Source organism: Pseudonocardia sp. DxW, assembly GCF_058448985.1.
The window spans coordinates 28238-52382 of record NZ_JBZFLK010000030.1; the positions used below are offsets into that span (position 1 = coordinate 28238).

General features: G+C 74.5%; 24 protein-coding genes and 1 pseudogene. 18 read left to right on the forward strand and 7 right to left on the reverse strand.

Features of this window, described 5'->3' with window-relative positions; genetic code table 11:
- Positions 1 to 15: 15 nt before the first annotated feature.
- Complete coding sequence (locus ACVJO7_RS30460) at positions 16 to 105, reverse strand: putative leader peptide (protein WP_344018438.1); 90 nt, start codon at positions 103 to 105, stop codon at positions 16 to 18.
- Between the two features lie 682 nt (positions 106 to 787).
- Here ACVJO7_RS30460 and ACVJO7_RS30465 point away from each other — a divergent pair.
- The 10 genes from ACVJO7_RS30465 to ACVJO7_RS30510 all read left to right on the forward strand — a co-directional run bounded on the left by ACVJO7_RS30465 (position 788) and on the right by ACVJO7_RS30510 (position 9356).
- A complete protein-coding gene (locus tag ACVJO7_RS30465; protein ID WP_491675821.1) occupies positions 788 to 1885 on the forward strand; it encodes an ABC transporter substrate-binding protein in 1098 nt (365 codons plus the stop codon).
- Between the two features lie 32 nt (positions 1886 to 1917).
- Positions 1918 to 2775: an ABC transporter ATP-binding protein gene (locus ACVJO7_RS30470; protein WP_491675822.1), complete on the forward strand. Its 858-nt coding sequence runs from the start codon at positions 1918 to 1920 to the stop codon at positions 2773 to 2775.
- Positions 2765 to 3694, forward strand: a complete 930-nt coding sequence (locus tag ACVJO7_RS30475) for an ABC transporter permease (protein WP_491675823.1) — start codon at positions 2765 to 2767, stop codon at positions 3692 to 3694. The genes ACVJO7_RS30470 and ACVJO7_RS30475 overlap by 11 nt, the downstream gene beginning before the upstream one ends.
- Before the next feature lie 133 nt (positions 3695 to 3827).
- The gene (locus tag ACVJO7_RS30480; protein WP_358482113.1) at positions 3828 to 3905 is read left to right on the forward strand and encodes a putative leader peptide; all 78 of its coding nucleotides are present in this window, start codon (positions 3828 to 3830) and stop codon (positions 3903 to 3905) included.
- Between the two features lie 198 nt (positions 3906 to 4103).
- Positions 4104 to 4949, forward strand: a complete 846-nt coding sequence (locus ACVJO7_RS30485) for an ABC transporter permease (protein ID WP_491675824.1) — start codon at positions 4104 to 4106, stop codon at positions 4947 to 4949.
- Positions 4922 to 5638, forward strand: coding sequence for an ABC transporter ATP-binding protein (locus ACVJO7_RS30490; protein ID WP_491675825.1), 717 nt, complete (start codon positions 4922 to 4924; stop codon positions 5636 to 5638). Before ACVJO7_RS30485 ends, ACVJO7_RS30490 begins: the two co-directional genes overlap by 28 nt.
- Positions 5639 to 5651: 13 nt before the next feature.
- Positions 5652 to 6761 carry an LLM class flavin-dependent oxidoreductase gene (locus ACVJO7_RS30495; protein ID WP_491675826.1) on the forward strand — a complete coding sequence of 370 codons (1110 nt, stop codon included), beginning with the start codon at positions 5652 to 5654 and terminating at the stop codon, positions 6759 to 6761.
- Positions 6758 to 7897: an Rrf2 family transcriptional regulator gene (locus tag ACVJO7_RS30500; RefSeq protein WP_491675827.1), complete on the forward strand. Its 1140-nt coding sequence runs from the start codon at positions 6758 to 6760 to the stop codon at positions 7895 to 7897. Before ACVJO7_RS30495 ends, ACVJO7_RS30500 begins: the two co-directional genes overlap by 4 nt.
- Positions 7894 to 8373 (forward strand): cupin domain-containing protein, encoded by a 480-nt coding sequence (locus tag ACVJO7_RS30505; RefSeq protein ID WP_491675828.1) that lies wholly within the window; start codon positions 7894 to 7896, stop codon positions 8371 to 8373. The genes ACVJO7_RS30500 and ACVJO7_RS30505 overlap by 4 nt, the downstream gene beginning before the upstream one ends.
- Complete coding sequence (locus tag ACVJO7_RS30510) at positions 8370 to 9356, forward strand: ABC transporter substrate-binding protein (protein ID WP_344018418.1); 987 nt, start codon at positions 8370 to 8372, stop codon at positions 9354 to 9356. Before ACVJO7_RS30505 ends, ACVJO7_RS30510 begins: the two co-directional genes overlap by 4 nt.
- A gap of 187 nt (positions 9357 to 9543) precedes the next feature.
- Here ACVJO7_RS30510 and ACVJO7_RS30515 read toward each other — a convergent pair whose 3' ends face one another.
- Positions 9544 to 11361: a flavin-containing monooxygenase gene (locus ACVJO7_RS30515; RefSeq protein WP_491675829.1), complete on the reverse strand. Its 1818-nt coding sequence runs from the start codon at positions 11359 to 11361 to the stop codon at positions 9544 to 9546.
- A gap of 159 nt (positions 11362 to 11520) precedes the next feature.
- Here ACVJO7_RS30515 and ACVJO7_RS30520 point away from each other — a divergent pair, with 159 nt between their 5' ends.
- The 4 genes from ACVJO7_RS30520 to ACVJO7_RS30535 all read left to right on the forward strand — a co-directional run bounded on the left by ACVJO7_RS30520 (position 11521) and on the right by ACVJO7_RS30535 (position 15981).
- The gene (locus ACVJO7_RS30520) at positions 11521 to 12189 is read left to right on the forward strand and encodes a response regulator transcription factor (RefSeq protein ID WP_344018414.1); all 669 of its coding nucleotides are present in this window, start codon (positions 11521 to 11523) and stop codon (positions 12187 to 12189) included.
- A gap of 4 nt (positions 12190 to 12193) precedes the next feature.
- Entirely contained in the window at positions 12194 to 13570 is a 1377-nt protein-coding gene (locus ACVJO7_RS30525) for a sensor histidine kinase (protein ID WP_491675830.1), read from the forward strand.
- Positions 13567 to 14499, forward strand: a complete 933-nt coding sequence (locus tag ACVJO7_RS30530; RefSeq protein WP_491675831.1) for a TAXI family TRAP transporter solute-binding subunit — start codon at positions 13567 to 13569, stop codon at positions 14497 to 14499. Before ACVJO7_RS30525 ends, ACVJO7_RS30530 begins: the two co-directional genes overlap by 4 nt.
- Positions 14500 to 14598: 99 nt before the next feature.
- Complete coding sequence (locus ACVJO7_RS30535; protein WP_491675832.1) at positions 14599 to 15981, forward strand: Nramp family divalent metal transporter; 1383 nt, start codon at positions 14599 to 14601, stop codon at positions 15979 to 15981.
- Positions 15982 to 16041: 60 nt separating this feature from the next.
- Here ACVJO7_RS30535 and ACVJO7_RS30540 read toward each other — a convergent pair whose 3' ends face one another.
- Positions 16042 to 16857 carry a DUF1684 domain-containing protein gene (locus ACVJO7_RS30540; RefSeq protein ID WP_491675833.1) on the reverse strand — a complete coding sequence of 272 codons (816 nt, stop codon included), beginning with the start codon at positions 16855 to 16857 and terminating at the stop codon, positions 16042 to 16044.
- Between the two features lie 38 nt (positions 16858 to 16895).
- The gene (locus tag ACVJO7_RS30545; protein ID WP_491675834.1) at positions 16896 to 17723 is read right to left on the reverse strand and encodes a hypothetical protein; all 828 of its coding nucleotides are present in this window, start codon (positions 17721 to 17723) and stop codon (positions 16896 to 16898) included.
- 88 nt (positions 17724 to 17811) lie between these two features.
- Here ACVJO7_RS30545 and ACVJO7_RS30550 point away from each other — a divergent pair, with 88 nt between their 5' ends.
- Both ACVJO7_RS30550 and dinB read left to right on the forward strand, forming a co-directional pair.
- Positions 17812 to 19722 carry a hypothetical protein gene (locus ACVJO7_RS30550; protein ID WP_491675835.1) on the forward strand — a complete coding sequence of 637 codons (1911 nt, stop codon included), beginning with the start codon at positions 17812 to 17814 and terminating at the stop codon, positions 19720 to 19722.
- Between the two features lie 26 nt (positions 19723 to 19748).
- A complete protein-coding gene (gene dinB, locus ACVJO7_RS30555; protein ID WP_491675836.1) occupies positions 19749 to 20987 on the forward strand; it encodes a DNA polymerase IV in 1239 nt (412 codons plus the stop codon).
- Between the two features lie 10 nt (positions 20988 to 20997).
- On the opposite strand, the gene ACVJO7_RS30560 is transcribed toward dinB, so the two are convergent.
- Both ACVJO7_RS30560 and ACVJO7_RS30565 read right to left on the reverse strand, forming a co-directional pair.
- Entirely contained in the window at positions 20998 to 21294 is a 297-nt protein-coding gene (locus ACVJO7_RS30560; protein WP_344018395.1) for an SH3 domain-containing protein, read from the reverse strand.
- Between the two features lie 278 nt (positions 21295 to 21572).
- Positions 21573 to 21857: a hypothetical protein gene (locus tag ACVJO7_RS30565; RefSeq protein WP_491675837.1), complete on the reverse strand. Its 285-nt coding sequence runs from the start codon at positions 21855 to 21857 to the stop codon at positions 21573 to 21575.
- 110 nt (positions 21858 to 21967) lie between these two features.
- Here ACVJO7_RS30565 and ACVJO7_RS30570 point away from each other — a divergent pair, with 110 nt between their 5' ends.
- Positions 21968 to 23146 (forward strand): IS3 family transposase, encoded by a 1179-nt coding sequence (locus ACVJO7_RS30570; RefSeq protein WP_491675838.1) that lies wholly within the window; start codon positions 21968 to 21970, stop codon positions 23144 to 23146.
- Between the two features lie 373 nt (positions 23147 to 23519).
- Positions 23520 to 23771, forward strand: a complete 252-nt coding sequence (locus tag ACVJO7_RS30575) for a hypothetical protein (RefSeq protein ID WP_491675841.1) — start codon at positions 23520 to 23522, stop codon at positions 23769 to 23771.
- A 104-nt stretch (positions 23772 to 23875) separates the two neighbouring features.
- Here the strand turns inward: ACVJO7_RS30575 and ACVJO7_RS30580 are convergent.
- Positions 23876 to 24019: pseudogene (locus ACVJO7_RS30580) on the reverse strand (HNH endonuclease signature motif containing protein); the annotation flags it as partial.
- Positions 24020 to 24145 lie beyond the last annotated feature (126 nt).

The following is a 24145-nucleotide window of genomic DNA, read 5'->3' on the forward strand; positions in this document are numbered from 1 at the left end:
GGAGTCGGGGACGCGTCAGCCGCGACAGGCCGCGCTGGTGACCCGCAGCAGATCGACGTGCCTGCGGTACCGCGGGTGGTGCGCGCCGCGCACCCGATCCGCCACCGACCGCATGATCCCCTCCATCGTGCCCGGCAGGAGCACCCGCACCCGCGTGCTGCGGGGGGGTTGCTGCGGCGTCGTCGAGCCGGGTCTCTCGGCCGCTCCGGATGGTGTCCGACCACGACTCTAAGGAGTATCGCCACGGATGTGTCAACCCGCGCGAACCGGGAGTGACCTGCGACGCGTCCGGAATATTCCGGTCGTCCCGGGCTACGGACGGATGATCGTCGATTCCGGCCGATGTTGTCCGGACAGGATGTCCCGTTTCCTGGCGGGTGGACCGAGGGTTGTCCGGAGAGGTGACCGCACCGCACGCTGTCCGGGTGACGACGTGCCAGGGACGGCCATCGCGTCCCGGTCCGCGTCTCCGGGGCGCGCTCGAGGCTCCGGACACCACGACGCGGGGTGACCGGCCCGCCGCCGTGCGGTTCCGCACGCGGCGCTGCACGGTCCCCGTCCGCCCGACCGGCCTCGAGCCGTTCTGGCCCAGCCGGCGCGCCCCGGCCTTCAGCGAGCACTGTCGCTGAACCTCCACCCGGGGGACGCCCTCCCCCGGCCGCCGGCCCGGCCGGCTCCCCGGTGTGCCGTGTCCCCGGCGCGCCCCGACCCCCGGCGACCGCACCGGGCGTCCCCGCCCCGCGCCCACGCTCCGGCGCGGGCCCCACCACGGAAGGACCACGTCCCGATGCCCCCGCACGTCCTGCGCCCCGGTTCCCGGAGGCGCACCGCCGCCGTCCTCGTCGCACTGCTCGCCACGCTCGGCGTGCTGGCCGGCTGCACCCGCGCCGACGAGGGAGGCGGCGCGGCCGCCGCGGGCGAGACCTCCCCCGCCGCCGAGGTCCGCCTCGGCTACTTCCCGAACATCACCCACGCACCCGCCCTGATCTCGGTGCAGAACGGCCTGTTCGCCGAGGAGCTCGGCGACACCGCGCTCACCCCGCAGACCTTCAACGCGGGCCCGGACCAGGTCGCGGCGCTGCTCGGCGGCTCGATCGACATCGCGTTCATCGGCTCCGGCCCGGCGATCAACGCCTTCTCCCGCTCGAACGGCGAGGCCGTCCGGCTGGTCGCCGGCTCCACCTCGGCCGGCGCGCAGCTGGTGACCTCCCCGGACATCACCACCCCCGACCAGCTCCGCGGCAAGACGATCGCGACGCCGCAGCTCGGCAACACCCAGGACGTCGCGCTGAAGACCTGGCTGAAGGAGAACGACCTCCCGATCGGCGACGGGCCGGACGCCGTGACCGTGCAGAACATCGAGAACCCGCGCACCCTCGACCTGTTCCGGACCGGCGAGGTCGCCGGCGGCTGGCTGCCCGAGCCGTGGAGCTCCCGGCTGGTCGACGCCGGCGCGTCGGTCTTCCTCGACGAGCGCACCCTCTGGCCGGACGGCGAGTTCCCGACCACGGTGATCATCGTCCGCACCGAGTTCCTGCAGCAGCACCCGGAGACCGTCGAGGCGATCCTGCGCGCCGAGCAGCGGGCGATCGAGTTCATCCGCGAGCAGCCCGAGCAGGCCCGCACGATCTCCAACCAGGCGATCCAGGAGATCACCGGCAACGCCCTGACCGAGCCGGTGCTGGAGCGGGCCTTCAGCGAGCTGACCTTCGACACCGACCCGCTGGCCGCGACCTGGCCGCAGCTCGCCGAGGACGCCGTCACCGCCGAGATCGCGGACACCCCCGCCGATCTCACCGGCTTCCTCGACCCGACCGCGATCGACTCCGTCCGTGAGGCCGCCGGCGAGCCCGCCATCGACCCGGCCGGGCTCGACGCGAGCTGACGACCGCCACCACGACGAGGGGGACCCCCGCGATGCCCGCAGACCTCACCGACCGCACCGACCGCACCGACCGCACGAGCCGCACCGACGGCACCGACCGGGCCGGCGCTCGCTCCGCCACCGCCGCCGTGGAGCTGCGCGGCGTCGGCAAGACCTTCGGCCACGGCCCGGCGGCGGTGACCGCGCTGAAGGGGATCGACCTGCAGGTCGCCGACGGCGAGTTCGTCTGCCTGCTCGGCGCCTCCGGCTGCGGCAAGTCGACGTTGCTCAACCTGCTCGCCGGGCTGGACGACGCCACCGCCGGCTCCGTCTCGGTCGGCGCGGCCCGGCCGTCGTTCATGTTCCAGGAGGCCGCGCTGATGCCGTGGCTGACCGCCCGGCGCAACGTCGAGCTGCCGCTGCGGCTCGCCGGGCACGGCCGGGCGGCACGCGCCCGGCGGGCCGAGGAGCTGCTGTCGCTGGTGCGGCTGGAGGGCGTGGGCGACAAGCGCCCGCACGAGCTCTCCGGCGGCATGCGGCAGCGCGTCTCGCTGGCCCGCGCGCTCGCCGCGGCCACCGGGCTGGGCGCCGAGGACCCCGGCTCCGACGCGACCGGCCTGCTGCTGATGGACGAGCCGTTCGCCGCGCTCGACGCGATCACCCGGGACGTCCTGCAGGGCGAGCTGCTGCGGGTGTGGCGGGCCACCGGCACGACCATCGTGTTCGTCACGCACGACGTCCGCGAGGCCGTCCGGCTGGCCGAGCGGGTCGTGCTGCTGTCGTCGCGGCCCGGCACCGTCGTCCGCGAGTGGGAGGTCCCCACCCACGGACACGGCGCCGAGCAGCAGGCGCAGCTGCACGACGACATCACCGGACGGCTGCGGCAGGTGATCACCAGCCATGCCGCGTGAGGACGGACGCCGCCCGGTCGGCGTGACCGGCGGCACTACACTGGACGACCGCACCGCCCCGGACAACGACACCGCCGACGCGATCGCCGGCCTGGACGCGCTGGACACCCCGGTCGTCCGGCGGACGCCGTGGTGGCAGATGCTGCTGCGCACCTGGCTGCCGCCGCTGGTCGCGCTCGCCGCGATCATCGGGATCTGGCAGGCGGTATGGGCCTCGGCGGTGCTGCCGGAGTTCCGGCTGCCCTCGCCGTCGGCGGTCGGCGAGGAGTTCGCCGCGATCGTGATCGACGGCTCGATCTGGTCGATCCTGTGGACCTCGGTCAGCCGGGCCGCGATCGGGTTCCTGTTCGCGCTCGCCATCGCCACCCCGCTCGGCCTGCTGGTGGCGAAGGTCCCGCTGGTCCGCGCCGCGATCGGCCCGCTGCTGACCGGGCTGCAGTCGCTGCCGTCGGTCGCCTGGGTGCCCGCGGCCGTGCTGTGGTTCGGCCTGACCGACGCCACGATCTTCTACGTGGTGCTGCTCGGCTCGGTGCCCTCGATCGCGAACGGGCTGGTCGCCGGGATCGACCAGGTGCCGCCGATCCTGCCCCGCGCCGGACGGGTGCTCGGGGCGACCGGGTTCGCGATGGCCCGGTTCGTGCTGCTCCCCGCGGCGCTGCCGGGCTACCTGGCCGGCTGCAAGCAGGGCTGGGCGTTCGCCTGGCGGTCGCTGATGGCCGCCGAGATCATCGCGATGGGGCCCGCCCTCGGGCTGGGGCTGGGCGCCTATCTCAAGAACGGCGCCGACGTCAGCAGCATCTCCCAGGTGTTCGCCGGCATCCTGCTGATCCTCATCGTCGGGATCGGGATCGAGCTGCTGGTGTTCCGGCCGCTGGAGCGCCGGGTGCTGCGCGCCCGGGGGCTGGCCCTGACGGTCTGAGCCCGCCCCACCGTCACGAGGGAGCGTGCAACGTGTCCGGACGGGTGCACCGCGTCCCACCAGCCGAAACGCAGTGAGGTCAATCCCAACCTCCGGGGTTGGGTTTCGGGCCGCGCCGGGTTACCGTCCTCCCATGACCGGATCGGTGCTGCTGACGACGCGAGGTCACATCGACCTGCTGCGCGTCGCGTCGGCGCTCTGTCGACCCTGACGGCACCCCCGGCTCCAGTTCGCACGGCCCCGGTCCGCACGGCCCGGGCCGGCTCCCGGACCGCGCGGCCCGCACCGCAGCGCGACCGGCCGCGCCGCACCCACCCACCCGCAGGCACCCGATCCGCCCGTCGCCCGTCCCGGGCCGGACGGTGCACCGGTGTGCCCGCACCCGCCCCGAATCCCGCTGGGAGCAGTCATGACCACGACGTCCGAACGGGCGCGCGCCCAGGCGCCGCCCGACGTGGAGACCCTCCGGACCCGGCACGAACGCGGTGCCGGCCGGGTCCCGCGCTGGGTGGTGAAGACCGCATCGCCGGTGGCGCTCGTCGCGCTGTGGCAGCTGCTGTCCGGCACCGGCGTACTCCCCCGCGACGTGCTCGCCGCCCCGCTCACGGTCGCCGTCACCGCCGCCGACATGTGGGCCGACGGCGCGATCCAGAGCGCGGTGCTCGCCTCCACCGGCCGGGTCGTCGCCGGGATCGCCATCGGCCTGGTCACCGCGGTCGTGCTCGCCACCCTGTCCGGGCTGTTCCGGCTCGGCGAGGACGTGATCGACGCCCCGGTGCAGATGCTGCGCACGGTCCCGGTGATCGGCCTGATCCCGCTGCTGATCATCTGGTTCGGCATCGGCGAGGAGCCGAAGATCGCGCTGATCGCGCTGGCCGTCACCTTCCCGCTCTACATGAACCTCTTCGGCGGCATCCGCAACGTCGACGCCACCCTGGTCGAGGCCGCCCGCACCCTCGGGCTCGGCTGGTTCGGCCAGGTCCGGCACGTGATCCTGCCGTCGGCGATGCCGCAGTTCCTGGTCGGCCTGCGGTTCTCGCTGGGCACCGCCTGGCTCGCGCTGGTGTTCGGCGAGACGATCAACGCCACCTCCGGCATCGGGTACGAGATGAACACCGCCCGCGAGTACTTCCAGACCGACGTGATCGTCGTCTGCCTGGCGCTCTACGCGCTGCTCGGGCTGCTCGGCGACTTCGTCGTGCGGATGCTGGAGAGGGGGTTCCTGTCGTGGCGACCGGCGTTCAGCGGGAGGTGACCCGCCCCGTCTCGGTGCGCGGGCTGACCCGCCGCTTCGGCGACCGCACCGTGCTGGAGGACCTCGATCTCGACATCGAGCCCGGCCAGTTCGTGGCGCTGCTCGGCGCGTCCGGCTGCGGCAAGTCCACGCTGCTGCGGATCCTGGCCGATCTCGACCACGACGTCACCGGCGACGTCACGGTCGCCCGGCGGCGCGCCGTCGGGTTCCAGGCGCCCCGGCTGCTGCCGTGGAAGAAGGTGTGGCGCAACGTCGTCATGGGCCTCCCGGGGCGGCCGGACCGGGCCCGCGCGGAGACCGCGCTGTCCGAGGTCGGCCTGTCGCACCGCACCGACGTGTGGCCGAAGGTGCTCTCCGGCGGCGAGGCGCAGCGCGCCGCGCTGGCCCGCGCACTCGTCCGCGATCCGGACCTGCTGCTGCTCGACGAGCCGTTCTCCGCGCTCGACGCGCTCACCCGGATCACCGCCCGCGGCCTGGTCGACGAGCTCTGGCAGCGGCACCGGTGCGCGGTGCTGCTGGTGACCCACGACGTCGAGGAGGCGCTGGTGCTCGCCGATCGCGTGCTCGTCATGGAGGGCGGCCGCATCTCCTACGACGCGCCGGTCGGGATCGACCGGCCGCGCGACGTCACCGATCCCGACTTCCAGCGCCTGCGCGCCGAGCTGCTCGGCCGCCTCGGCGTCCACTGACCGGAGGCACTCCATGTCCGTCGAGTTCATCGGCATGATCGGGACCCAGGAGGTCTCGGAGATCCGGGCGGCGACCGGCCCGGTGATCGACCGCGCCACCGTCCGCGGCTTCGTCGCGGCGCACGAGGAGGCCGGCTTCGACAAGGTGCTGGTCGGCCACTCGTCGTCCACCCCGGACGGTCTGCAGGTCGCCGCCTACGCCGCCGCGCACTCCGAGCGGCTCGGGTTCCTGGTCGCGCACCGGCCCGGGTTCACCGCGCCGACGCTGGCCGCCCGCCAGTTCGCGACGCTGGACCACTTCACCGGCGGCGGCCGGGTCGCGATGCACGTCATCTCCGGCGGCAGCGACGTCGACCAGCGGCGCGACGGCGACTGGCTGGGCAAGGACGAGCGCTACGCGCGCACCGACGAGTACCTGTCGGTCGTCCGCCGTGCCTGGACCGAGCCGGACGCGTTCGACCACCACGGCGAGCACTACCGGGTGGCCGGCGTCGGGCAGGAGATCCGTCCGCTGTCGCCGATCCCGGTGTACTTCGGCGGATCGTCGGAGGCCGCCCACCGGGTCGGCGGCCGGCACGCCGACGTGTTCGCGCTGTGGGGCGAGCCGCTGGCCGGGACGGCCGAGCAGATCGCCCGCGTCCGGGACGCGGCGCACGCGGCCGGGCGCGCCGAGGCACCGCGGATCAGCGTGTCGTTCCGGCCGATCCTCGGCGACACCGAGGAGCAGGCGTGGGCCAGGGCCCGCGACGTGCACGCCCGGATCGTCGCGGCGAACGGCGGCCACGGATCCTTCACCGGGACCCGGATGCGCGAGCCCGGCGCCCCGGCCAACGTCGGCTCGCAGCGGCTGCTGGCCGCGGCCGCCGCCGGTGAGGTGCACGACCGCTGCCTGTGGACGGCCACGGCAGCGGCGTCCGGCGCGGCCGGGAACTCCACCGCGCTGGTCGGCACCCCGGACACGGTGGCCGCCGCGCTGGCCGACTACGTCGACATCGGGGTGGGCACGCTGCTGATCCGCGGCTACGACCCGATCGCCGACGCCCGCCGCTACGGCAGCGAGCTGCTGCCCGCGGTGCGCGCCGAGCTGGCCCGCCGGGGCGCCGCGGTGGGGGTCCCGGCATGAGCGCACCCGCCACCGCGTCGATCCGCTGGACGCCGGAGAGCGCGTCCCGGGGCACCATCGTCGTGCTCCCCGGCCGCGGCGAGCACCCGGGCCTCTACTCCCGGCTCGGTCGCCGGCTGGCCTTCGACGGCTGGACGGTCGTCGCCGCAGAGCCCCCGAACGCCCGAGCCGGCAACAGCCATCCCGATCCCGGCCCCGGCGCCACGACCGCGGCGGTCGCGGCGGCGCTGGACGGCGCGACCGGCGCCCGGGTGCTGCTCGGCTCGGACAGCGGCGCGCTGCGCGCCTGGGAGATCGCCGCCGCGGGCACCGTCGGGCTGGACGCGCTGGTGCTGGCCGGGCTGCCCGCCGCGCCGCCGGACGGCGGGCCGCCCCGCGACCGCACCGGCGAGCTGGACGCCCGCACCGCCTGCCCGGTGCACCGCGGCGTGCTGCAGGACGATCCCGGGTTCCGCTGGGGCGAGATCGCCGAGCCGGCCGGGGCGGTGCCGTCCGGCGCGCTGCCCGGGGTGCCGGTGCTGTGGCTGCACGGCGCCGCCGACGCCGTCGCCCCGGTCGCCGCGGTGCGCCCTCTGGTGCGGGCCGCCGACGAGCTCGCGGTCGTCGCCGACGGGGTGCACGACGTGCTGAACGACCAGTTCCACCGGATCGTCGCCGCCCGCCTGGTGCTGTTCCTGGAGAAGGTCGCGAAGGGGGCGGCCTTCCTCGCCCCGGCCGCGGCGGAACCCGCGGCGCGCACCCGGCGGGCCGCACCGCTGAACGTGTCCGCCCGGCTCGACCACGCGCTGCAGGCACTGGCCGAGCTGGCGGCCGCTGCCGGGGACGGAACAGTCACCTGCGACGCCATCGCCCGGTCCCGCGGCATCCCGCTGAACTCGCTGGTCAACATCATGCTGCAGCTGCGCCGGGCCGGGCTGGTCACCAGCAGGCGCGGCTGCGAGGGCGGCTACCGGCTCGCCCGGCCGGCCGGCGCGATCACCGTCGCCGACGTCGTCCGCGCCACCGAGGGGGCGCTCGCGACGGTCCGCGGCACCGGACCGGCCGCCGTCCTGTGGGCGGACCTCGAACGCACCGTGGCCGACTTCCTGACCGGCCACACCCTGACCGCACTCACCCCGGAGCGTGACCCCCGATGAGCAGTACCGACGCCTTCCATCCCGATCTCCCGGCAACCCCAGGCGACCCGCCGGCCCACGCGCGGGTGCACCTGATCCGCGGTGCCGATCTGTCCGCGGACACCGCGCAGACCAGCGGCATGTCGCGGCGCGAGGCGGTCAGCGGCCGGACCGTCGGCTCGCGGAAGCTGTGGACCGGCGAGACGCACGTCGCGCCGGACACCAACTCCGGCGACCACCACCACGGCGAGGCCGAGACCTCGATCTACGTGGTCAGCGGGCGGCCCCGGTTCGTCTTCCACGACGGCACCGGCGAGGTCGTGCTGCAGACCGAGCCCGGCGACTACGTGTTCGTCCCGCCCTACGTCCCGCACCGCGAGGAGAACCCCGACCCGGCCAACCCGGCCGTCGTGGTGATCTCGCGCAGCACCCAGGAGGGGATCGTCGTGAACCTCCCCTCGCTCACCCCGCTCACCGATCCGGAGCCCGCCCCGTGAACCGCCTGCTCGCGCTCCCTGCGCTGCTCGCCGCACTCGCCGTCGCCCTCACCGGCTGCGCCGGCGGCACCCCCGCCGACGACGACGCCCCGGTCGACCTGTCCCAGGTGACGCTGCGGGTCGGCGACCAGGCCGGCATCCAGTCCGCGCTGGTCGAGGCCTCCGGCGCGCTCGACGGCGCCCCGTACACCGTCGAGTGGGCCCAGTTCCCGGCGGCGGCGCCGCTGCTGGAGGCGCTGCGCAGCGAGGCGATCGACATCGGCATCGCCGGTGACGCGCCGACCCTGACCGCGCTGTCCTCCACCGACAGCATCAAGATCGTGAAGGCCACCCGGTCCCCGGCGAAGGGCGGCCTCGCGCTGCTCGTGCCCGGCGACTCCCCGGTGCAGTCGGTCGCCGACCTGCGCGGGAAGACCGTCTCCCCCACCACCCAGGGCAGCATCGGGCACTACCTGCTGCTGCGGGCGCTGGAGGAGGCCGGGGTGCCCGCCGAGGAGGTCGAGATCTCGTTCCTGCAGCCGGTCGACGCGGCCGCCGCGCTGAACTCGGGTGCGATCGACGCGTGGTCGACCTGGGACCCGTACACCGCGGTCGCCCAGCAGGAGTCCGGCGCCCGGATCCTGCGCGACGCCGAGGGCCTCGGCACCGGCCTGACCTTCCTGGACGCGAACACCGCGGCCCTGGAGGACCCGGGCACCCGGGCGGCGATGGCCGACTTCACCGAGCGCTACGCGACGGCCCTGCAGTGGGCCCGGGAGAACCCGGCCGAGAACGCGGCGATCTACTCGGAGCTGACCGGCCGCCCGGCCGAGGTCGCCGAGCTGATGGCCGACCGGGCACAGCGCGAGTCCGAGGCGCTGGACGACGACCTGGTCGCCGAGCTGCAGGGTGTCGCCGACCGCTACGCCGACTACGGCGTGCTGCGCAGCCCGGTCGACGTCGGGTCGGCGGTGGAGGACCTGGCCGCACCGGCCGGTTCCTGACCCTCGGTCCGCCCGGCGGCGGACCCGCGATCCGGGCTGGACAGTCGTCCAGTAAAATCCTGACACCTGTCCAGATCGTCCGGGCCGGGCCCGGATCCGGATCCGCGGCCCGCCCGGGGCGGTGGGGGCCGCCCGTGGGCTCCCGACCGGCGGCCCGCGTGTTCCGGGGGGATACGCGGGCCGCCGGCTACGACAGGTGGTGCCGCTCCTGCAGCCCGTACACCGGTGTCGGGATGCCCTCCTGCCGGGCCTTGAGCTGCAGCGCCAGGTACAGCGAGTAGAACCGGCTCTGGTGCAGGTTCCCGCCGTGGAACCACAGGTTGGGCTGCTGGGTGGGCTTCCACATGTTGCGCTGCTCGCCCTCCCAGGGACCGGGGTCCTTGGTGGTGTCCGACCCGAGGCCCCAGACCTTGCCGACCGCGTCCGCGACCTCCTGGCCCACGATGTCCGCGGCGAGCCCGTTCATCGAGCCGTAGCCGGTCGCGAAGACGACCAGGTCGGCGTCGAGCTCGGTGCCGTCGGACAGCCGGACGCCCTTCTCGGTGAACTCGGTGACCTGCCCCTTGGCGAGCTTCACCCGGCCGTCGGCGACCAGCTCGGCGGCGCCGACGTCGATGTAGTAGCCGGAGCCGCGGCGCAGGTACTTCATGAACAGCCCGGAGTCGTCGTCGCCGAAGTCGAGATCGAACCCGGCGTCGGTGAGCCGCCGGTAGAAGTCGGCGTCGACCTCGCGGGCCTTGTCGTAGGTCGGCTTCTGGAAGGTGTGCATGATCCGGTACGGCAGCGACGCGAAGATCATGTCGGCGGTGTGGGTGTCGATCCCGTTCGCGACCGCCCGCTCCGAGTAGAGGTCGCCCAGACCGAGCTCCATCAGGGTGTCGGACTTGATGATGTGGGTGGAGGACCGCTGCACCATGGTGACGTCGGCGCCCACCTCCCACAGCGCGCCGCAGATGTCGAACGCCGAGTTGTTCGACCCGATGACGACGACCTTCCGCCCCCGGTAGGCGTCCGGGCCGGGATGCTGCGACGAGTGCTGCACCTCCCCGGCGAACCGCTCCCGCCCCGGGACGTCCGGGATGTTCGGCTTCCCGGACACCCCGAGCGCGAACACCAGCTGCCGCGGCCGCAGCGTGATCTCCTCGCCCGCCCGGTCGACGACCACCGCCCACCGGCCGCTCGCCTCGTCGAAGGTGGCCGAGCGCGCCGTCGTCGAGCCCCAGTAGGTGAGCTCCATGATCCGGGTGTAGAACTCCAGCCAGTCGCCGATCTTGTCCTTCGGCGCGAACACCGGCCAGTTGTCCGGGAATTTCAGGTAGGGGAGGTGGTCGTACCAGACCGGGTCGTGCAGGGCGAGGCTCTTGTAGCGCTTGCGCCAGGAATCGCCGGGCCGCTCGTTGCGCTCGACGATGATCGTGTCGACGCCGAGCTGCCGCAGCCGCGCACCCAGCGCGATCCCGCCCTGCCCGCCGCCGACGATCACGACCTCCGGGTCGCGGGTGCGGCCGAGCTCGGCGAGCTCCTGCTCGCGCTGTTCCTTCCAGGTGACCCGGTTCGGGTTGGCGCCGTGCTCGGTGCCGAACGGCCGGTTGTCGCCGCGCGGCTCCTCGTGGCCCTTCAGCTCGTCGAGCGTGGTGAGGAAGGTCCAGGCCCGCGGCGCGCCGTCCTCGGACACCAGCCGGGCGTGCCCGGAGCCGCGGCCGACCGCCGTCTCGAAGGAGAACCAGACGTCGGTGACGCCGCCGGCCTCGGTGGGCTCGGCGGTGATCGTCCAGTTCGACGGGTCGGTGCTCTCCAGGGTGCTGGTCAGCAGGTCCCGGACGCCGTCGTGGTGCTCGACGGTCCTCAGGTTCCAGGTGAAGGCGACCAGGTCCCGCCAGTAGCTCTCGGCGGCGAACAGGCCGACGGCCCGGTCGACGTCGCGGGCGGCCAGCGCGTCGCCGAACGCGGTCAACCAGGTCTGCGCCGTGTCGCGCGCCGCGGACTTCTCGAGTGTCTCGGTCACGTCGGGGCCTCCTGCGAGCGGGTTCGCCACGACCGCGGCGGTGCTCGCCGTCCGTGCCACGGTCGTCGGGGCAACGCCTGCAGTGAACACCACCCGGCGTGTCCGGCGACACGGTTGCGGTGAGGTTGCAATGACTGTGCCGCACCGGTGCCGTGCGGCATGCTCGCAAACGTGCGGGTGCTCGTGATCGAGGACGACGAGGGGGTCGCCGGAGCGGTGGTCGACGCCCTGCGGACCCGGGGCCACGGCGTGCTGCACGCGCCGACCGCGGGCACCGCGTCGGCGCTGCTGGGCGAGGCCGATCTGGTGCTGCTCGATCTCGGCCTGCCCGACGGCGACGGGCTGACCCTGCTGCGCAGGCTGCGCCGCGACTCGCCGGTGCCGGTGATCGTGCTGACCGCGCGGTCCAGCGAGCGCGACGTCATCCGCGGGCTGCACCTGGGCGCCGACGACTACCTGGTCAAGCCGGTCCGGCTGCGGGAGCTGCTGGCCCGGGTCGACGCCGTCGCGCGCCGGGCGCCCGCGGCCACGGCCGCGCCCGGTGTGGTCGACGCCGAGGACGTCCGGATCGACCTGGACGCGCGCCGGGTCACCGTGGCCGGCACCGAGCTGGCGCTGACCGCCACCGAGTACGCGGTGGTTGCGGTGCTGGCCCGGCGGGCCGGGGTCGCGGTCAGCCGCCAGCAGGTGCTCGACGAGGTGTGGGGCGACGCCACGGTCGCCGGCTCGAAGGCGCTCGACGTGCACGTCGCCGCGCTGCGCGCGAAGCTCGACCGGCCCGGTCTGGTCGCGACCGTGCGCGGGTTCGGCTACCGGCTGGGGCGGTGACGCCGTGCGCCGGCGGCTGCTGGCCGTGCTCTCGCTGTTCTCGCTGCTCACGATGACCGCGTTCGTCGTGCCGCTGCTCGACGAGCGGGCGACCGCACGGGCCCAGGTGCTCACGATGAGCCGGGCGCACGACCTGGACCGGTTCGTCGCGCTGGCCGCGCTGAACGCCGAGCGCGACGAGCTGTGCGCGGAGCTGGAACGCAGCGTGCGCCGGCACGCCGAGCTGTACGGCGAGGGCGTGCTCGTCGTCGACGCCCTGCGCAGGCCGGTGGTGTGGTCCGGACTGTCCCCGGACGCGCCCGGCGTGGACGCCGCGCTGAACGCCGCGCTGCGCAACGAGCCGTCCGCGGTGCCCGCCCGGGTCACCCCGTTCGACGACGAGCCGGTGCTGATGTGGCAGCCGGTCGGCACCGGCAGCCGGGCCGACGGCGCCGTCCTGCTGCAGGTCGACCCGTCCCGGGCGGCCGCCGACGTCACCGTCGCCTGGTCGCTGGTGCTGCTCGGGGCGCTCGCGGCGGCGCTGGCCTTCGCGGCGCTGGCGCTGGCCGTGGCGCGCTGGGTGCTGCGCCCGGTGGACGCGCTCGCGGAGGGGGTCGGCGCCCTAGCGGCGGGCCGGGCCGGCGAGCAGATCGCCATCTCCGAGGGCCCCGCCGAGCTGCGCGAGCTGTCCGAGTCGTTCAACCGGATGTCGGCCTCGGTGCGGGCCGGCGCCGAGGAGCAGCAGCGCCTGGTCGCCGACGCCTCGCACCAGATCCGCAATCCGCTCGCCGCGCTGCGGCTGCGGGTGGACGGGCTGGAGACGCACGTCGACGGCGACGGCCGTTCCGCCTACGACTCCACGCTCAACGAGGTGGACCGGCTGGAGCGGCTGCTGGACGGGATGCTCGGACTGGCCTCGGCGGAGGCGACGGCCTCGGCGGTCGCGGCCGGATCGGACGGCGGATCGCGGTGCGACGTCGGCGAGGTCGCCGCGGGCCGGGTGGACGCCTGGCGGCCGGCCGCCGACGCCGCCGAGGTCGCGCTGCTCGGCGACGGCACGGACGGGCTGGTCACCGGATGGCCGGCCGGTGACCTGGAGCAGGTGCTGGACGTCCTGATCGACAACGCGATCCGGCACACCGGTCCGGGCACCACGGTGCGGGTCCGCTGGACCGGCGACGCGGACACGATCGCGGTCTCGGTGACCGACGACGGGCCCGGCCTCACCGCCGACGATCTCGCCAGCGCCCGCCAGCGCTTCTGGCAGGGGCGCTCGTCCGGCGGCTCCGGGCTCGGACTGGCGATCGCCGACCGGCTCGTCCGGGCCCGGGACGGCGAGCTGACCCTGGGCCCGGCCCCGCGCGGCGGGCTGCTCGCCACGGTGACCCTGGGGCGGCGGTGACCGCGCTCGGCAGGCGGGCGTTCCTGGCCGGGCTGCTCGCGCTGCCGCTCGCCGGCTGCGCCCGCGCCCGGGCGGGCGGCCTGCCGTTCGCCGCGGGCGAGGCCGGCGGGTTCTACGCCGAGTTCGGCACCCTGCTCGGCGCGGTCTCCCGCGAGGCCGGGCACCCGCTGGACCCGGTCACGACCGGCGGATCGCGCGCCAACCTGGAGCTCGTCGCGAGCGGCGAGGCCGCCGTCGGGCTGGCGATGACCGACGTCGTGCGCGACGCCCGGGCCGGCGTGCCCCCGTTCGACCGGCCGGTCGAGTACCTGGCGATCGGCCGCGTCTACGAGAACTACCTGCAGCTCGCCGTCCGGGCGGACTCCCCGTTCACCGGGCTGCCCGATCTCGCGGGCAGGCCGGTGTCGCTCGGCTCCACCGGCTCCGGCGCGGCGCTCGCCGGGGCCCGGCTGGTAGCGCTGTCCGGGGTCGCGGTGCAGAGCCTGGAGCTCCCGCTGACCAAGGCCACCGCGGCGCTGGCCGAGGGCCGGATCGACGCCCTGCTGTGGTCCGGCGGGCTGCCCACCCCGGCCGCCGACGCGCTGGCCGCCCGGCTGGCGATCCGGCTGCTGCCGCTGGCCGGGTACGCCGGCGGGCTGCGCGATGTCGTCGGCCCGGGGCTGTACACGGCGACCGTCGTCCCGCCCGGGGTGTACGGCGCGGCCGAGCCGGTGCTGACCATCGGCGTGCCCAACCTGCTCGTCGCCACCTCCGCGCTCGCCGACGACGACGCGGGCGCGATCGCGCGGATGCTCGTCGAGCACGCGCCCCGGCTCATGCCGGGCTCGGCGCTGGGCACCCGCTATCTCGACCAGCCCTCGCTGGTCGACACCGGCGACGTCCCGCTGCACCCGGGCGCCGCGGCCGCCTACCGCACCCTGCACGGCTGATCCGCCTTAAGAAGCGGTAAAGACGCGCCCGGCGCGACCGCCCGCGGCGTCTAGCGTCCCCGCGTCCGAGATCCGGCGCCCCGAGGAGCTCTCCACCCCATGAGCAACGACGCACTGCAGCGGCACCCCGCGGAACCGCTGGTCCCGCCGACCGGGAAGGACCGGTTCCGCAGCCTCGGGCCGGGCCTGCTGGCCGCGGCGACCGGGGTCGGGGCCGGTGACCTGGTCGCGACGATGATCGCCGGCGCGCAGTACGGTACCGCGCTGTTGTGGGCGGCCGTGCTGGGCACCGTCCTGAAGCTGGCGCTCGGTGAGGGGGTCGGGCGCTGGCACCTCGCCTCCGGATCCACCCTGCTCGACGGCTGGCGGCGGCTCGGGCGCTGGGCGACCACCTTCTTCGCCGTCTACATCGTCATCTGGGGCTTCGTCTACGGGGCGACCGCGATGTCCGCCGTCGGGCTCCCGCTGAACGCGCTGTTCGGCGGCCTGACCGTGCGCTACTGGGCGATGATCGCCGGCGTGGTCGGCCTGGCGCTGGTCTGGGCGCAGCGCTACCACGTGTTCGAGAAGTTCATGACCGTGCTGGTCCTGATCAAGTTCGTGTCCGTGGTGTCGGTGGCCGTGCTGGTCACCCCCGATCTCGGCGACCTGGCGAACGGGCTGGTGCCGCGGCTGCCCGAGGGCTCGGTCGTCTACGTGCTCGGCCTGATCGGCGGCGTCGGCGGGACGATCACCATGGCCGCCTACGGCTACTGGATGTTCGCGAAGGGTTGGAAGGGCACCGGCTGGCTGTCGATGATGCGGCTGGACAACGCCGTCGGCTACGTGATGACCGGCATCTTCGTGGTCGCGATGCTGGTGGTCGGCTCGACCATGCTGCTCGGCCAGGACCTCACCGAGAACGACCGCGGCCTGCTCACCCTGGGCGAGGCGCTCGGCGAGAGCTACGGCGAGTGGGCCCGGCTGCTGTTCCTGTTCGGGTTCCTCGCGGTGACCTCCAGCTCGCTGCTCGGCGTCTGGAACGGGGTCAGCCTGCTGTTCGCCGACATGGTCCGCACGCTGCGGCTGCCGCACGGCAGGGCCGCCGAGACGGTCGGCAACGACGCCGCCGTCGGCGCCACGGCGAGCACCGCTGCGGCCGGCGCCGCCGCCGCCCCGGACACCGCCGAGGAGCGCTCCGGCGCGTTCGTCGCCACCGAGATCGAGCGCTCGCTGCCGTTCCGCGGCTACCTGCTGTGGCTGACGATCCCGCCGATGGGGCTGCTGTTCATCGACCGCCCGTTCGGGCTCACCCTGGTGTACGGCGTGCTCGGCTCGGTGTTCATGCCGTTCCTCGCGATCACCCTGATGCTGCTGCTCAACTCGAAGCGGATCCCGGCGCAGGGGCGCTCGCGGTGGCTGTCGAACACGCTGCTCGGTGCGTCCTCCGCGCTGTTCCTGACGCTCCTGGTGACCGACCTGTACCAGCGTTTCCTCGGCTGACGCCGGGAACGCTCCCCGGCGCCCGGCCCGCCCCCCTTCCGGGCCGGGCGCCTCCCTCTCTCAGGCCAGGTCCGGGCGCGGCGGCGTTCGCTCGCCCGCCTCGACGGCGACGTCGAGCGCGTTGCCCGCGGGCGGCAGCGGGCAGGTCGCGTACGCGGTGAAGGCGCACGGCAGGTTCACCGTGCGGTTCAGATCGACCTGCACGGTGCCGTCGGCGTCCGGATCGGCGGTCTTCAGGATGCGGCCGCCGCCGTAGGTCTCCCGGCCCGAGGTCGCGTCCCGGAAGTGCAGCGACAGCCCGCCGTCCTTCCCGGCCAGCGCGACCAGCCGCCGGGTGCCGCCACGAAGCTCGAACTCGACCTCGCCGACCGCGGTCGGGAAGTGCTGCAGCCCCTCGACGACCGCGTCCACGGTGATCCGGCGCGGCTCGTCGTAGGCGGTGAACCGGCCGGTCAGGACGGCACCCGGGTCGAAGTCCCAGGTGGGGACGCCGTCGAACGCGGTCCGGGTGACCGCCTGCGGGTCACGCACCCGCAACGCGTAGCCGTCGGTGCGGCGGGCGATCTCGACGATCCGCTCCCCCACCGTCACCATCGCGCCGGGCGCACCGTCGACCGGGCGGACCTGCGCGCTGCCGTCCAGCGGCCCGGCGGCGCCCGGCAGCACGACCCCGTCGGCGGCCGCCGCGGTGATCTCGACGGTGTCGGCGTCGGCGACCCGCCAGGTGCCCGGGAGCGACCCGATGTCGCCGGGGCCGTCGTCGAGCCAGTGCAGGGCGGTCAGGGACAGCCAGCCGTGCGGTGCGCGGAGCTGCTCCTCCCGCTCGGCCCTCCACGCGGCGTGCTCGGTGCGGATGTCGGTCCCGGTCGTCGTCATGTCCGGGCAACGCCTGCGGCGCCGCCGGGCTTCCCGGGTCAGTGCACCCGCCTGCGCTGCGAGTCCGGATCGGGCCGGGTGAGCGCGACCACCCCGGCCAGCGCGACGACGACGCCCAGCAGCGCCGCGCCCTCCCAGCCCGGCCGGATCCGGTCGCCGAGCAGCGCGATGCCGACCACGCCGGGCACGACCACCTCGGTCACCGACAGCACCGCCGTCGCCGTGCCGACGGCGCCGTCCTGCAGCGCCTTCGCGAAGGCCAGCACGCCGAGCACCCCCATCACCACGACGCCGTAGACGAGCGGATCGAGCAGCAGCTCGCCGACCGTCTCCCAGCGGATCGGGCCGGGATGGATGGCGCGCACCGCGAGCGCCGTGCCGCCGAAGCCGAGCCCGGCCAGGAACGCGAGCAGCATCGGCCGTCCGGCCCGCCACACGAACGGCGCCGCGACCAGCAGCACCGCGAACGACACCAGCAGCACCGGCGTCGCGGCCGGGGGCAGCGCCTCCGGTCGTTCCGGCGCGGCGCTCGCCGCGACCAGCACCAGCCCGGCCAGCACCGCGACCACCGCCCAGCGGTCGCGCCGGATCAGGTTCCACGGGTTCCAGCCGTGGTCGGCCAGCGTGGTCAGCGCGATCGCCCCGGCCAGGATCGACTGCACCGCGAACACCGGCAGGTAGCGCAGCGCGACCACGGTCAGCACCCAGGCGACGACGTCGGCGAACAGCCCGGCCAGGAACCACGGCTGCAGCCACACCGGCCTGCCGTACTTCGCCAGCCGGCTGCCCTTGGCCTCCCAGAGCGCCGCGACGGTGTTGCCGATCATCGCGGCGACGGCGATGAGCAGCGCGAACAGGGTCGTCATGGCGCGGCCCATCCTGCCCGTTCCGGGCCGAACCGGCGTCGGACACGCCGGTCTGCCACTGTCGGACCGGCAGTGCACACTCGACGTCATGCGCATGCAGTTCGGTGTGGACGAGGGCGACGCGTTCCATGAGCGGCTGGCGGAGCTGAGCACCGGCTTCGCCGCGTGGCTCGACGAGCACGAGCTCGTCGGCGAACCGATGTCCGCCGAGCTGTTGATGCAGTACAAGTGGCTCGCCGCCGACGGCGACCTGGCGAGCTGGCCGCTCGAGCAGCTCACCGAGTTCCTGGACGACTGGTGCCCGCACGTGATGGCCGAGCACCGGCTGCCGCTGCGGCTGGTGCCGCTGACCGTCGTCGTGTTCGTGGAGTACCTCGACGAGCAGGGCCTGCTCGCGCAGGCGAGCCCGCGGCCGTCGGCGATCCGGCGGCTGTGCACCGGCTTCGCCGACACCTACGACGAGCTGGAGGCCGGCCCGGTCGAGCCGCTGCTCGCCGAGTTCGAGTCGCCGCCGGACCCGGTGCGGATCCCGTCGCCGGCCGACCGGGCGCGCAGCGCCGCGCAGGCCCCGATCCTGCGCGACGCCCGGCTGCTGGCGCAGTGGTGCGGCGAGGGCGGCCGGGCGCTGACGAAGACCGGCAACCTCCGGCTCGCCGACGCGCGGGAGCTGGTGGAGCTGCTCGGCACCGGGGACGACGTGGACCGCCCGGGCGGGAGCCGGCTCGTCCGGGCCGGCCAGCTGCCGACGCTCACCTGGGTGCTGGGCACGGCAGTGCGGGCCGGGGCGGTCCGCCGCGACGGCGGGCGGCTGGTCGCGGTGCCCCGCTTCGCCGCGCTCGACGACACCACGGCGCACGAGGACCTGGTGCTCGGCGCCCGCGACGAGGGCGTGCTCACCGTGCTCGGCGACCGCCGCGCCGACGACGACGAGTGGTCCGGGGACCTCATCGACGAGGGCCTCGACGGGCTGCTCGACGCCGCGGACGCGCCGGCCGACGAGATCGAGCGGCACGCCGTCGAGGTCCTGCAGGAGCACCTGGAGGCGGTCGCCGGCCGGCTGGCCGACTCCGAGGACGACGACGAGCCGTTGCCGCATCCCGCCGACGACGCGACGCCCGGCTTCCTGGCCCTGCTCCGCCATCCCGCCGACGGCCTGGAGTTCGACACCCTCGCCGAGCTGCTCGGCCTGGTCCTCGGCTGGTCGGAGTGGTACCGGCAGCTCGACGTCGTCCCCGCGACGACCGGCACCCTGGTCACCCGGCTCGAGCGGCTCGGGCTGGTCCGCTGGGACGGTGCCGAGCCGGTGCCCGACTCCGGTGCCCCCGGGGAGGTCCGGCGGGCCGGCGGGCAGGTCACGCTCACCCCCGGCGGGATCGCCTGCGCGCTGCTGGTGCTCTCCGCCGAGGGGCTGGACTTCCCGACCCGGCCCGATCCGGCCGTCGCGACCGCCGCCGACGTCGTCGGGCTGGCCGGCGAGGTGCCACCCGACCAGTGGCGCGACGACATCGACGTCTGGTACGCGGCGCAGCCCGATCCGGCGCAGGCCGTCTCGGCGTTCGTGACCGAGGCGCTCGCCCCGGGCCGGCCGCTGGTCGTCGTCCTGACCGCGACCAGCGTCGCCGCCGAGCGGTTCGGATCGATCGTCGACGACCTGCTGCACGAGCACCTCGACGGGCCGCACCGCGCGCAGGTCGCCCGCCGGCTGGTCGGCCGCGGGCTGCTCGACCCGGACGAGGTGGAGCCGGACCTGCTGCTGCACGCCTCGGTCGACGTGCTGGCCGTCACGATCGACACGATCGCCCCCGACCAGTGGCCGGAGCTGTTCGCCCGGGAGTTCCCGCCGGAGACCGTCCCGGTGTTCGAGGTGCTCTGGCGGCTCGACAACCCGCACCTGGGCGACGTGCTCGCCGAGCTCGGCGCGAACCATCCCGACCAGGTCGTCGCGAAGGCGGCGCGGCGGGCCCGGACGCGCTGGGAGAGCCGCACCGGCGGCGGGTGACGCGGGACTGCCGGGTGTGCGAACATATGTTCGTGCGCGGCCTGGCCACGATCCTGCATGCCGACCTGGACTCGTTCTACGCCTCGGTCGAGCAGCGCGACGATCCGCGCCTGCGGGACCGGCCGGTGATCGTCGGCGGCGGGGTCGTGCTGGCGGCGAGCTACCAGGCGAAGGCGTACGGCGTCGCGACGGCGATGGGCGGCAGGCAGGCCAGGGCGCTCTGCCCGGCCGCGGTCGTCGTGCCGCCCCGGATGGCCGCGTACTCGGCGGCGAGCCGCGCCGTCTTCGCGATCTTCCGGGACGTCACGCCCGAGGTGGAGGGCCTGTCGATCGACGAGGCGTTCCTGGAGGTCGGCGGGCTCGCCCGGATCGCGGGGGCGCCGCGCGAGATCGCCGCCCGGCTGCGCGAACGGGTGCTGGCCGAGGCGGGCCTGCCGATCACCGTAGGCGTCGCACGCACCAAGTTCCTGGCGAAGGTCGCGAGCGGGGTGGCGAAGCCCGACGGGCTGCTCGTCGTCGATCCGGAGCGGGAGCGCGAGTTCCTGCATCCGCTGCCGGTGGAACGGTTGTGGGGCGTCGGGTCGGCCACCGCAGGCCGGCTGCACGAGCTGGGCGTGCGCACCGTCGCCGACGTCGCGGGCCTCGGCGAGCCGGCCCTGGTGTCGCTGCTCGGCCCGGCCGCCGGGCGGCACCTGCACGCGCTGGCGCACCTGCGCGATCCGCGCCCGGTCGAGACCGGCCGGGCGCGGCGCTCGATCGGGTCGCAGCGGGCGCTCGGGCGCCGGCACCGTGATCCGGAGGAGCTGGACGCGATCCTGGCCGGCACCGTCGACCGGCTCGCCCGGCGGCTGCGCGCGCCGAAGGGGAGCGACCTCGACCCGGCGGGGCCGGGCGGCGGGCGCACCTGCCGGACGGTGGTGCTGCGGTTGCGTTTCGCCGACTACGCCCGGGTCACCCGCTCGCACACCCTGCCGGCGGCGACCGCCCACACCCCGACCATCCTCGGCGCGGCCCGGCGGTTGCTGGTCGCGGCGCTCCCGGAGATCCGCGAGCGCGGCATCACCCTGCTCGGGCTGTCGCTGACCAACCTCGACCGGGACGACGCGCCGCAGCTGGAGCTCCCGTTCGACGCGCGGTCCGGCCCGGCGCTGGACACCGCACTGGACGCGGTGCGCCTCCGGTTCGGCGCCGCGGCGGTGTCCCGGGCGACCGGGCTCGGGCGGGGCGACGACCTGGAGGTCCCGCTGCTGCCCGAGCACGAGTGACGGACCGCGCTCAGCAGGCGGGGGCGCTGCCGAAGTCCCGGGTGGTGCGGATGTAGTAGTTGGTCACCCAGCCCTGTTCCGGGGAACCGATCCGGTACCAGACGTCGTCGCCGCGCACCGGCTCGCCGCGCTGCCAGCAGCTCACCCGGACCGGGGTGCCCGCCTCCGGGATCGTGGCGACGACGCCGTGCCCGGTGCCGGGACCGGAGCGGACCTGCAGGCCCTCGATCGACGTGCGCGTGCACCCGGCCAGGACGAGCACGCCCAGCACGACGGCGGGGACGCGCAGCGACCGTACCGAACCCACTTCCCCCACCCCACTCGATCCTCACTCGTTCAGGTGACCCCGAGGGTTGCGGACCGTAGCGTGATCCGGGCGGTGCCACGCCGTGGGAACGTGACCCGGGTTCGAGGTTCCTGCTCGGCGATGCCGCCTCGGCCGCTCGCACCGTCCGATGCTCTGCGCGCATCCCGCCCGGCCTGCCGCGGGTTCGCATCGCGCTGCACCCGCGCCCCGGTCGTACCGCAGTGGGGTTCCCCGCTGCGCCGAAGCCGCCGACGACCGCGGTCCGTCACGGGGTGAGGTCAGCGATCCGGCCCGAGAGTCCGCCGCACGGCCGCGGCGGCAGTCGTGCGGATCATCGAGATGCGGCCGGTGAGCGAGCTCGCCGCCGCGCCGCCGCAGCTCTCCCCCGGCGCCGGCCCGAACTGCGCCGCCACGGCATGCACGTGCGGCGCAAGCGGGTCGATCGGGTCGAGCGCGTCGAGCGCGTCGAGCGCGTCGAGCGCGTCGAGCGGATCATGCGCGAGCACGGCCCGCCGGACGCACACCCTGCGCCCGCAACCGGCTTCGCCCGCGAGAGCCAGCACCGACCCGCCCCCGGACCTACGCGAGAGGGCCTTTGATGTTGACCCCGCTCAGTGGACACGGAGGTGAGGAGACCTAGGGTTCGACGATCTTGTGAAGGAGATCGTCTGTCGTGCCGAAGCCCTACCCGCCGGAGTTCCGGCGTCGCGCCCTCGATCTGCTCGGAACAGGACGCTCCGTTCGTGATGTCGCCGCGTCGTTGGGGATCGCGGAGTCCTGCCTGCATCGTTGGAAGTCCCGGGATCTGCTCGACCGCGGCGTCACGTCCCCGACCCCGGATCAGGTCGAGTCAGCTGCTCTGGCTGCGGCGCGGGCGCGGATCACGGAGTTGGAGACCGAGGTCAAGATCCTGCGCAAGGCAGCCGCCGCCGTGGAGCAGGTGGAGCCCCCAAAAGCCCGGTTCGCCCTCGTCGCTGAACTCGCCGGTGAGGGCGTACCGGTCAAGCGGGCCTGCCTGTCCCTCGGCGTGTCCCGCGCGGGCTTCTACGAGGCTCGTGGCCGGCCGCACTCGGCTCGCACGATCCGGCAGGCGTGGCTGACCGATCAGATCACCGCTGTCCACGAGGCGTCGCGTCAGACCTACGGTGCGCCGAGGGTGCGCGCTGAACTTGTCCTCGGCCAGGGGGTGATCGTGTCTCGCAAGACCGTCGCTGCACTGATGCGACGCGCGGGTCTTGCCGGTCTGCCGTTGCGGCGCAAGGCAAAACGAGTTCCCTCGGCGGTCACGGTCACCGACCTGGTCAGGCGAGACTTCCGCCGGGACGGGCCGAACCAGCTCTGGATCACCGATATAACCGAGCACCCCACCCGTGAGGGCAAGCTCTACTGCTGCGTCGTGCTCGACACCTACTCCCGCCGCGTCGTGGGATGGGCGATCGACTCCCGCCAACGAGCCGACCTGGCCACGTCCGCGCTGGGGATGGCCATCGACGCACGCAGCATCGCCGGCCAGATCCCGGGAGGGATCATCCACGGCGATCACGGCACCCAGTTCACCTCCTGGACCTTCACCGAACGCGCACGCCGAGCCGGCCTGCTGCCCTCGCTCGGCACGGTCGGCGACCCGTATGACAACGCCGTGGTCGAATCGTTCTGGGGCCGGATGCAGACCGAGCTGCTCGACCGCCAGCGCTGGCGCACCCGCGTCGAGCTGGCCAACGCCATCTTCGAGTACATCGAAGGCTTCTACAACCGCCAGCGTCGACACTCCGCGCTCGACTGGATGAGCCCCGTACAGTTCGAAACCATCGACCGCCCGTCGGACCTGATCTCCTCACCGACGTGTCCGTGAAGCGGGGTCAACATCAACGTGTCCGGTGTCAGGGGTCAAGCTCACCTGGCGCTCAGCTTCCCCACTCTCCCGAACCCTGCGCCCCGAGCGACTGATCCTCCACTGCGACAGGAACGCTCAGAACACCCGCTGCGAGTCGCCCCATCTGGTCGACGCCGATGCCACTTAAGAGGTCCACAAAGGACATCTGTGCCAGCGCCCTGGCCGAGAACCTGTGATGGAGTGCCTGTCCGATCAACGCCAGCCCCGTTGACCGGACGGGCCGGGAGAACCCGAGCGGGCCCGGACGTTCCTCCCCCTGCCTCCGGGTCAGAACGGCGGGGCATCGTCATCGTCATCGTCATCGGCTTCGTCACCGGCATCGTCTCGGGCCGTGGCCGCCCTGGCCGCGGGAGCCGTGGCTGCCGCGATCGCGGACGTCGTGGTCGCGGCCACCGTGGCCACCGTGGTCGTCCTGGCAGCGGTCGCCGCGGTCGCCGCGGTCGCCGCGGTCGCCGCGGTCGCCGTGGCCGCGGTCGCCGTGGCCGCGGTCGCCGTGGCCGTGGCTGCCGGCGCCGTGGTGGTTGCGGTCGCGGAGCCGTTGGAGGGCGGTGTCGTGTGTGTGTCGTGGAGGTGGGGTCGGTAGTCGTGTGGGTGGGTGGTCTCCCGGTGTCCGCACGGGCTGATCCAGGTCAGTGAGCCGTCGGCTGCGGCGAGGACCTGCCAGCCGGGTGCGTCTTTGAGTTTGTGGTGGTGCTGGCACAGGCCGTGCAGGTTCGTGGTGTCGGTGGTGCCGCCGTGGGCCCAGGGGATGAGGTGGTCGAGGTCGCGGATCGGTCGGCTGCACAGTGGTCCGCGGCAGAGGCCGTCGCGGGCTCGTATGAGGTCGGCCATGTCCTCGGGTGGGGTGTAGGTGCTGCGGCCGCGGTCGCGGACCGTTCCGGACAGCGGGTCGATCACGAGGCGGGTCCATGTGCCGCCGGCGGCCAGGGCGCGTGCGGTGGTGGCGGGGATCGGGCC

Coding starts and splice junctions, on each gene's coding strand:
- ACVJO7_RS30465 (WP_491675821.1), top strand. CDS start 788: ATGCCCCCGCACGTCCTGCGCCCCGGTTCCCGGAGGCGCACCGCCGCC.
- ACVJO7_RS30470 (WP_491675822.1), top strand. CDS start 1,918: ATGCCCGCAGACCTCACCGACCGCACCGACCGCACCGACCGCACGAGC.
- ACVJO7_RS30475 (WP_491675823.1), top strand. CDS start 2,765: ATGCCGCGTGAGGACGGACGCCGCCCGGTCGGCGTGACCGGCGGCACT.
- ACVJO7_RS30480 (WP_358482113.1), top strand. CDS start 3,828: ATGACCGGATCGGTGCTGCTGACGACGCGAGGTCACATCGACCTGCTG.
- ACVJO7_RS30485 (WP_491675824.1), top strand. CDS start 4,104: ATGACCACGACGTCCGAACGGGCGCGCGCCCAGGCGCCGCCCGACGTG.
- ACVJO7_RS30495 (WP_491675826.1), top strand. CDS start 5,652: ATGTCCGTCGAGTTCATCGGCATGATCGGGACCCAGGAGGTCTCGGAG.
- ACVJO7_RS30500 (WP_491675827.1), top strand. CDS start 6,758: ATGAGCGCACCCGCCACCGCGTCGATCCGCTGGACGCCGGAGAGCGCG.
- ACVJO7_RS30505 (WP_491675828.1), top strand. CDS start 7,894: ATGAGCAGTACCGACGCCTTCCATCCCGATCTCCCGGCAACCCCAGGC.
- ACVJO7_RS30520 (WP_344018414.1), top strand. CDS start 11,521: ATGCTCGCAAACGTGCGGGTGCTCGTGATCGAGGACGACGAGGGGGTC.
- ACVJO7_RS30535 (WP_491675832.1), top strand. CDS start 14,599: ATGAGCAACGACGCACTGCAGCGGCACCCCGCGGAACCGCTGGTCCCG.
- ACVJO7_RS30540 (WP_491675833.1), bottom strand. CDS start 16,857: ATGACGACGACCGGGACCGACATCCGCACCGAGCACGCCGCGTGGAGG.
- ACVJO7_RS30545 (WP_491675834.1), bottom strand. CDS start 17,723: ATGACGACCCTGTTCGCGCTGCTCATCGCCGTCGCCGCGATGATCGGC.
- ACVJO7_RS30550 (WP_491675835.1), top strand. CDS start 17,812: ATGCGCATGCAGTTCGGTGTGGACGAGGGCGACGCGTTCCATGAGCGG.
- dinB (WP_491675836.1), top strand. CDS start 19,749: ATGTTCGTGCGCGGCCTGGCCACGATCCTGCATGCCGACCTGGACTCG.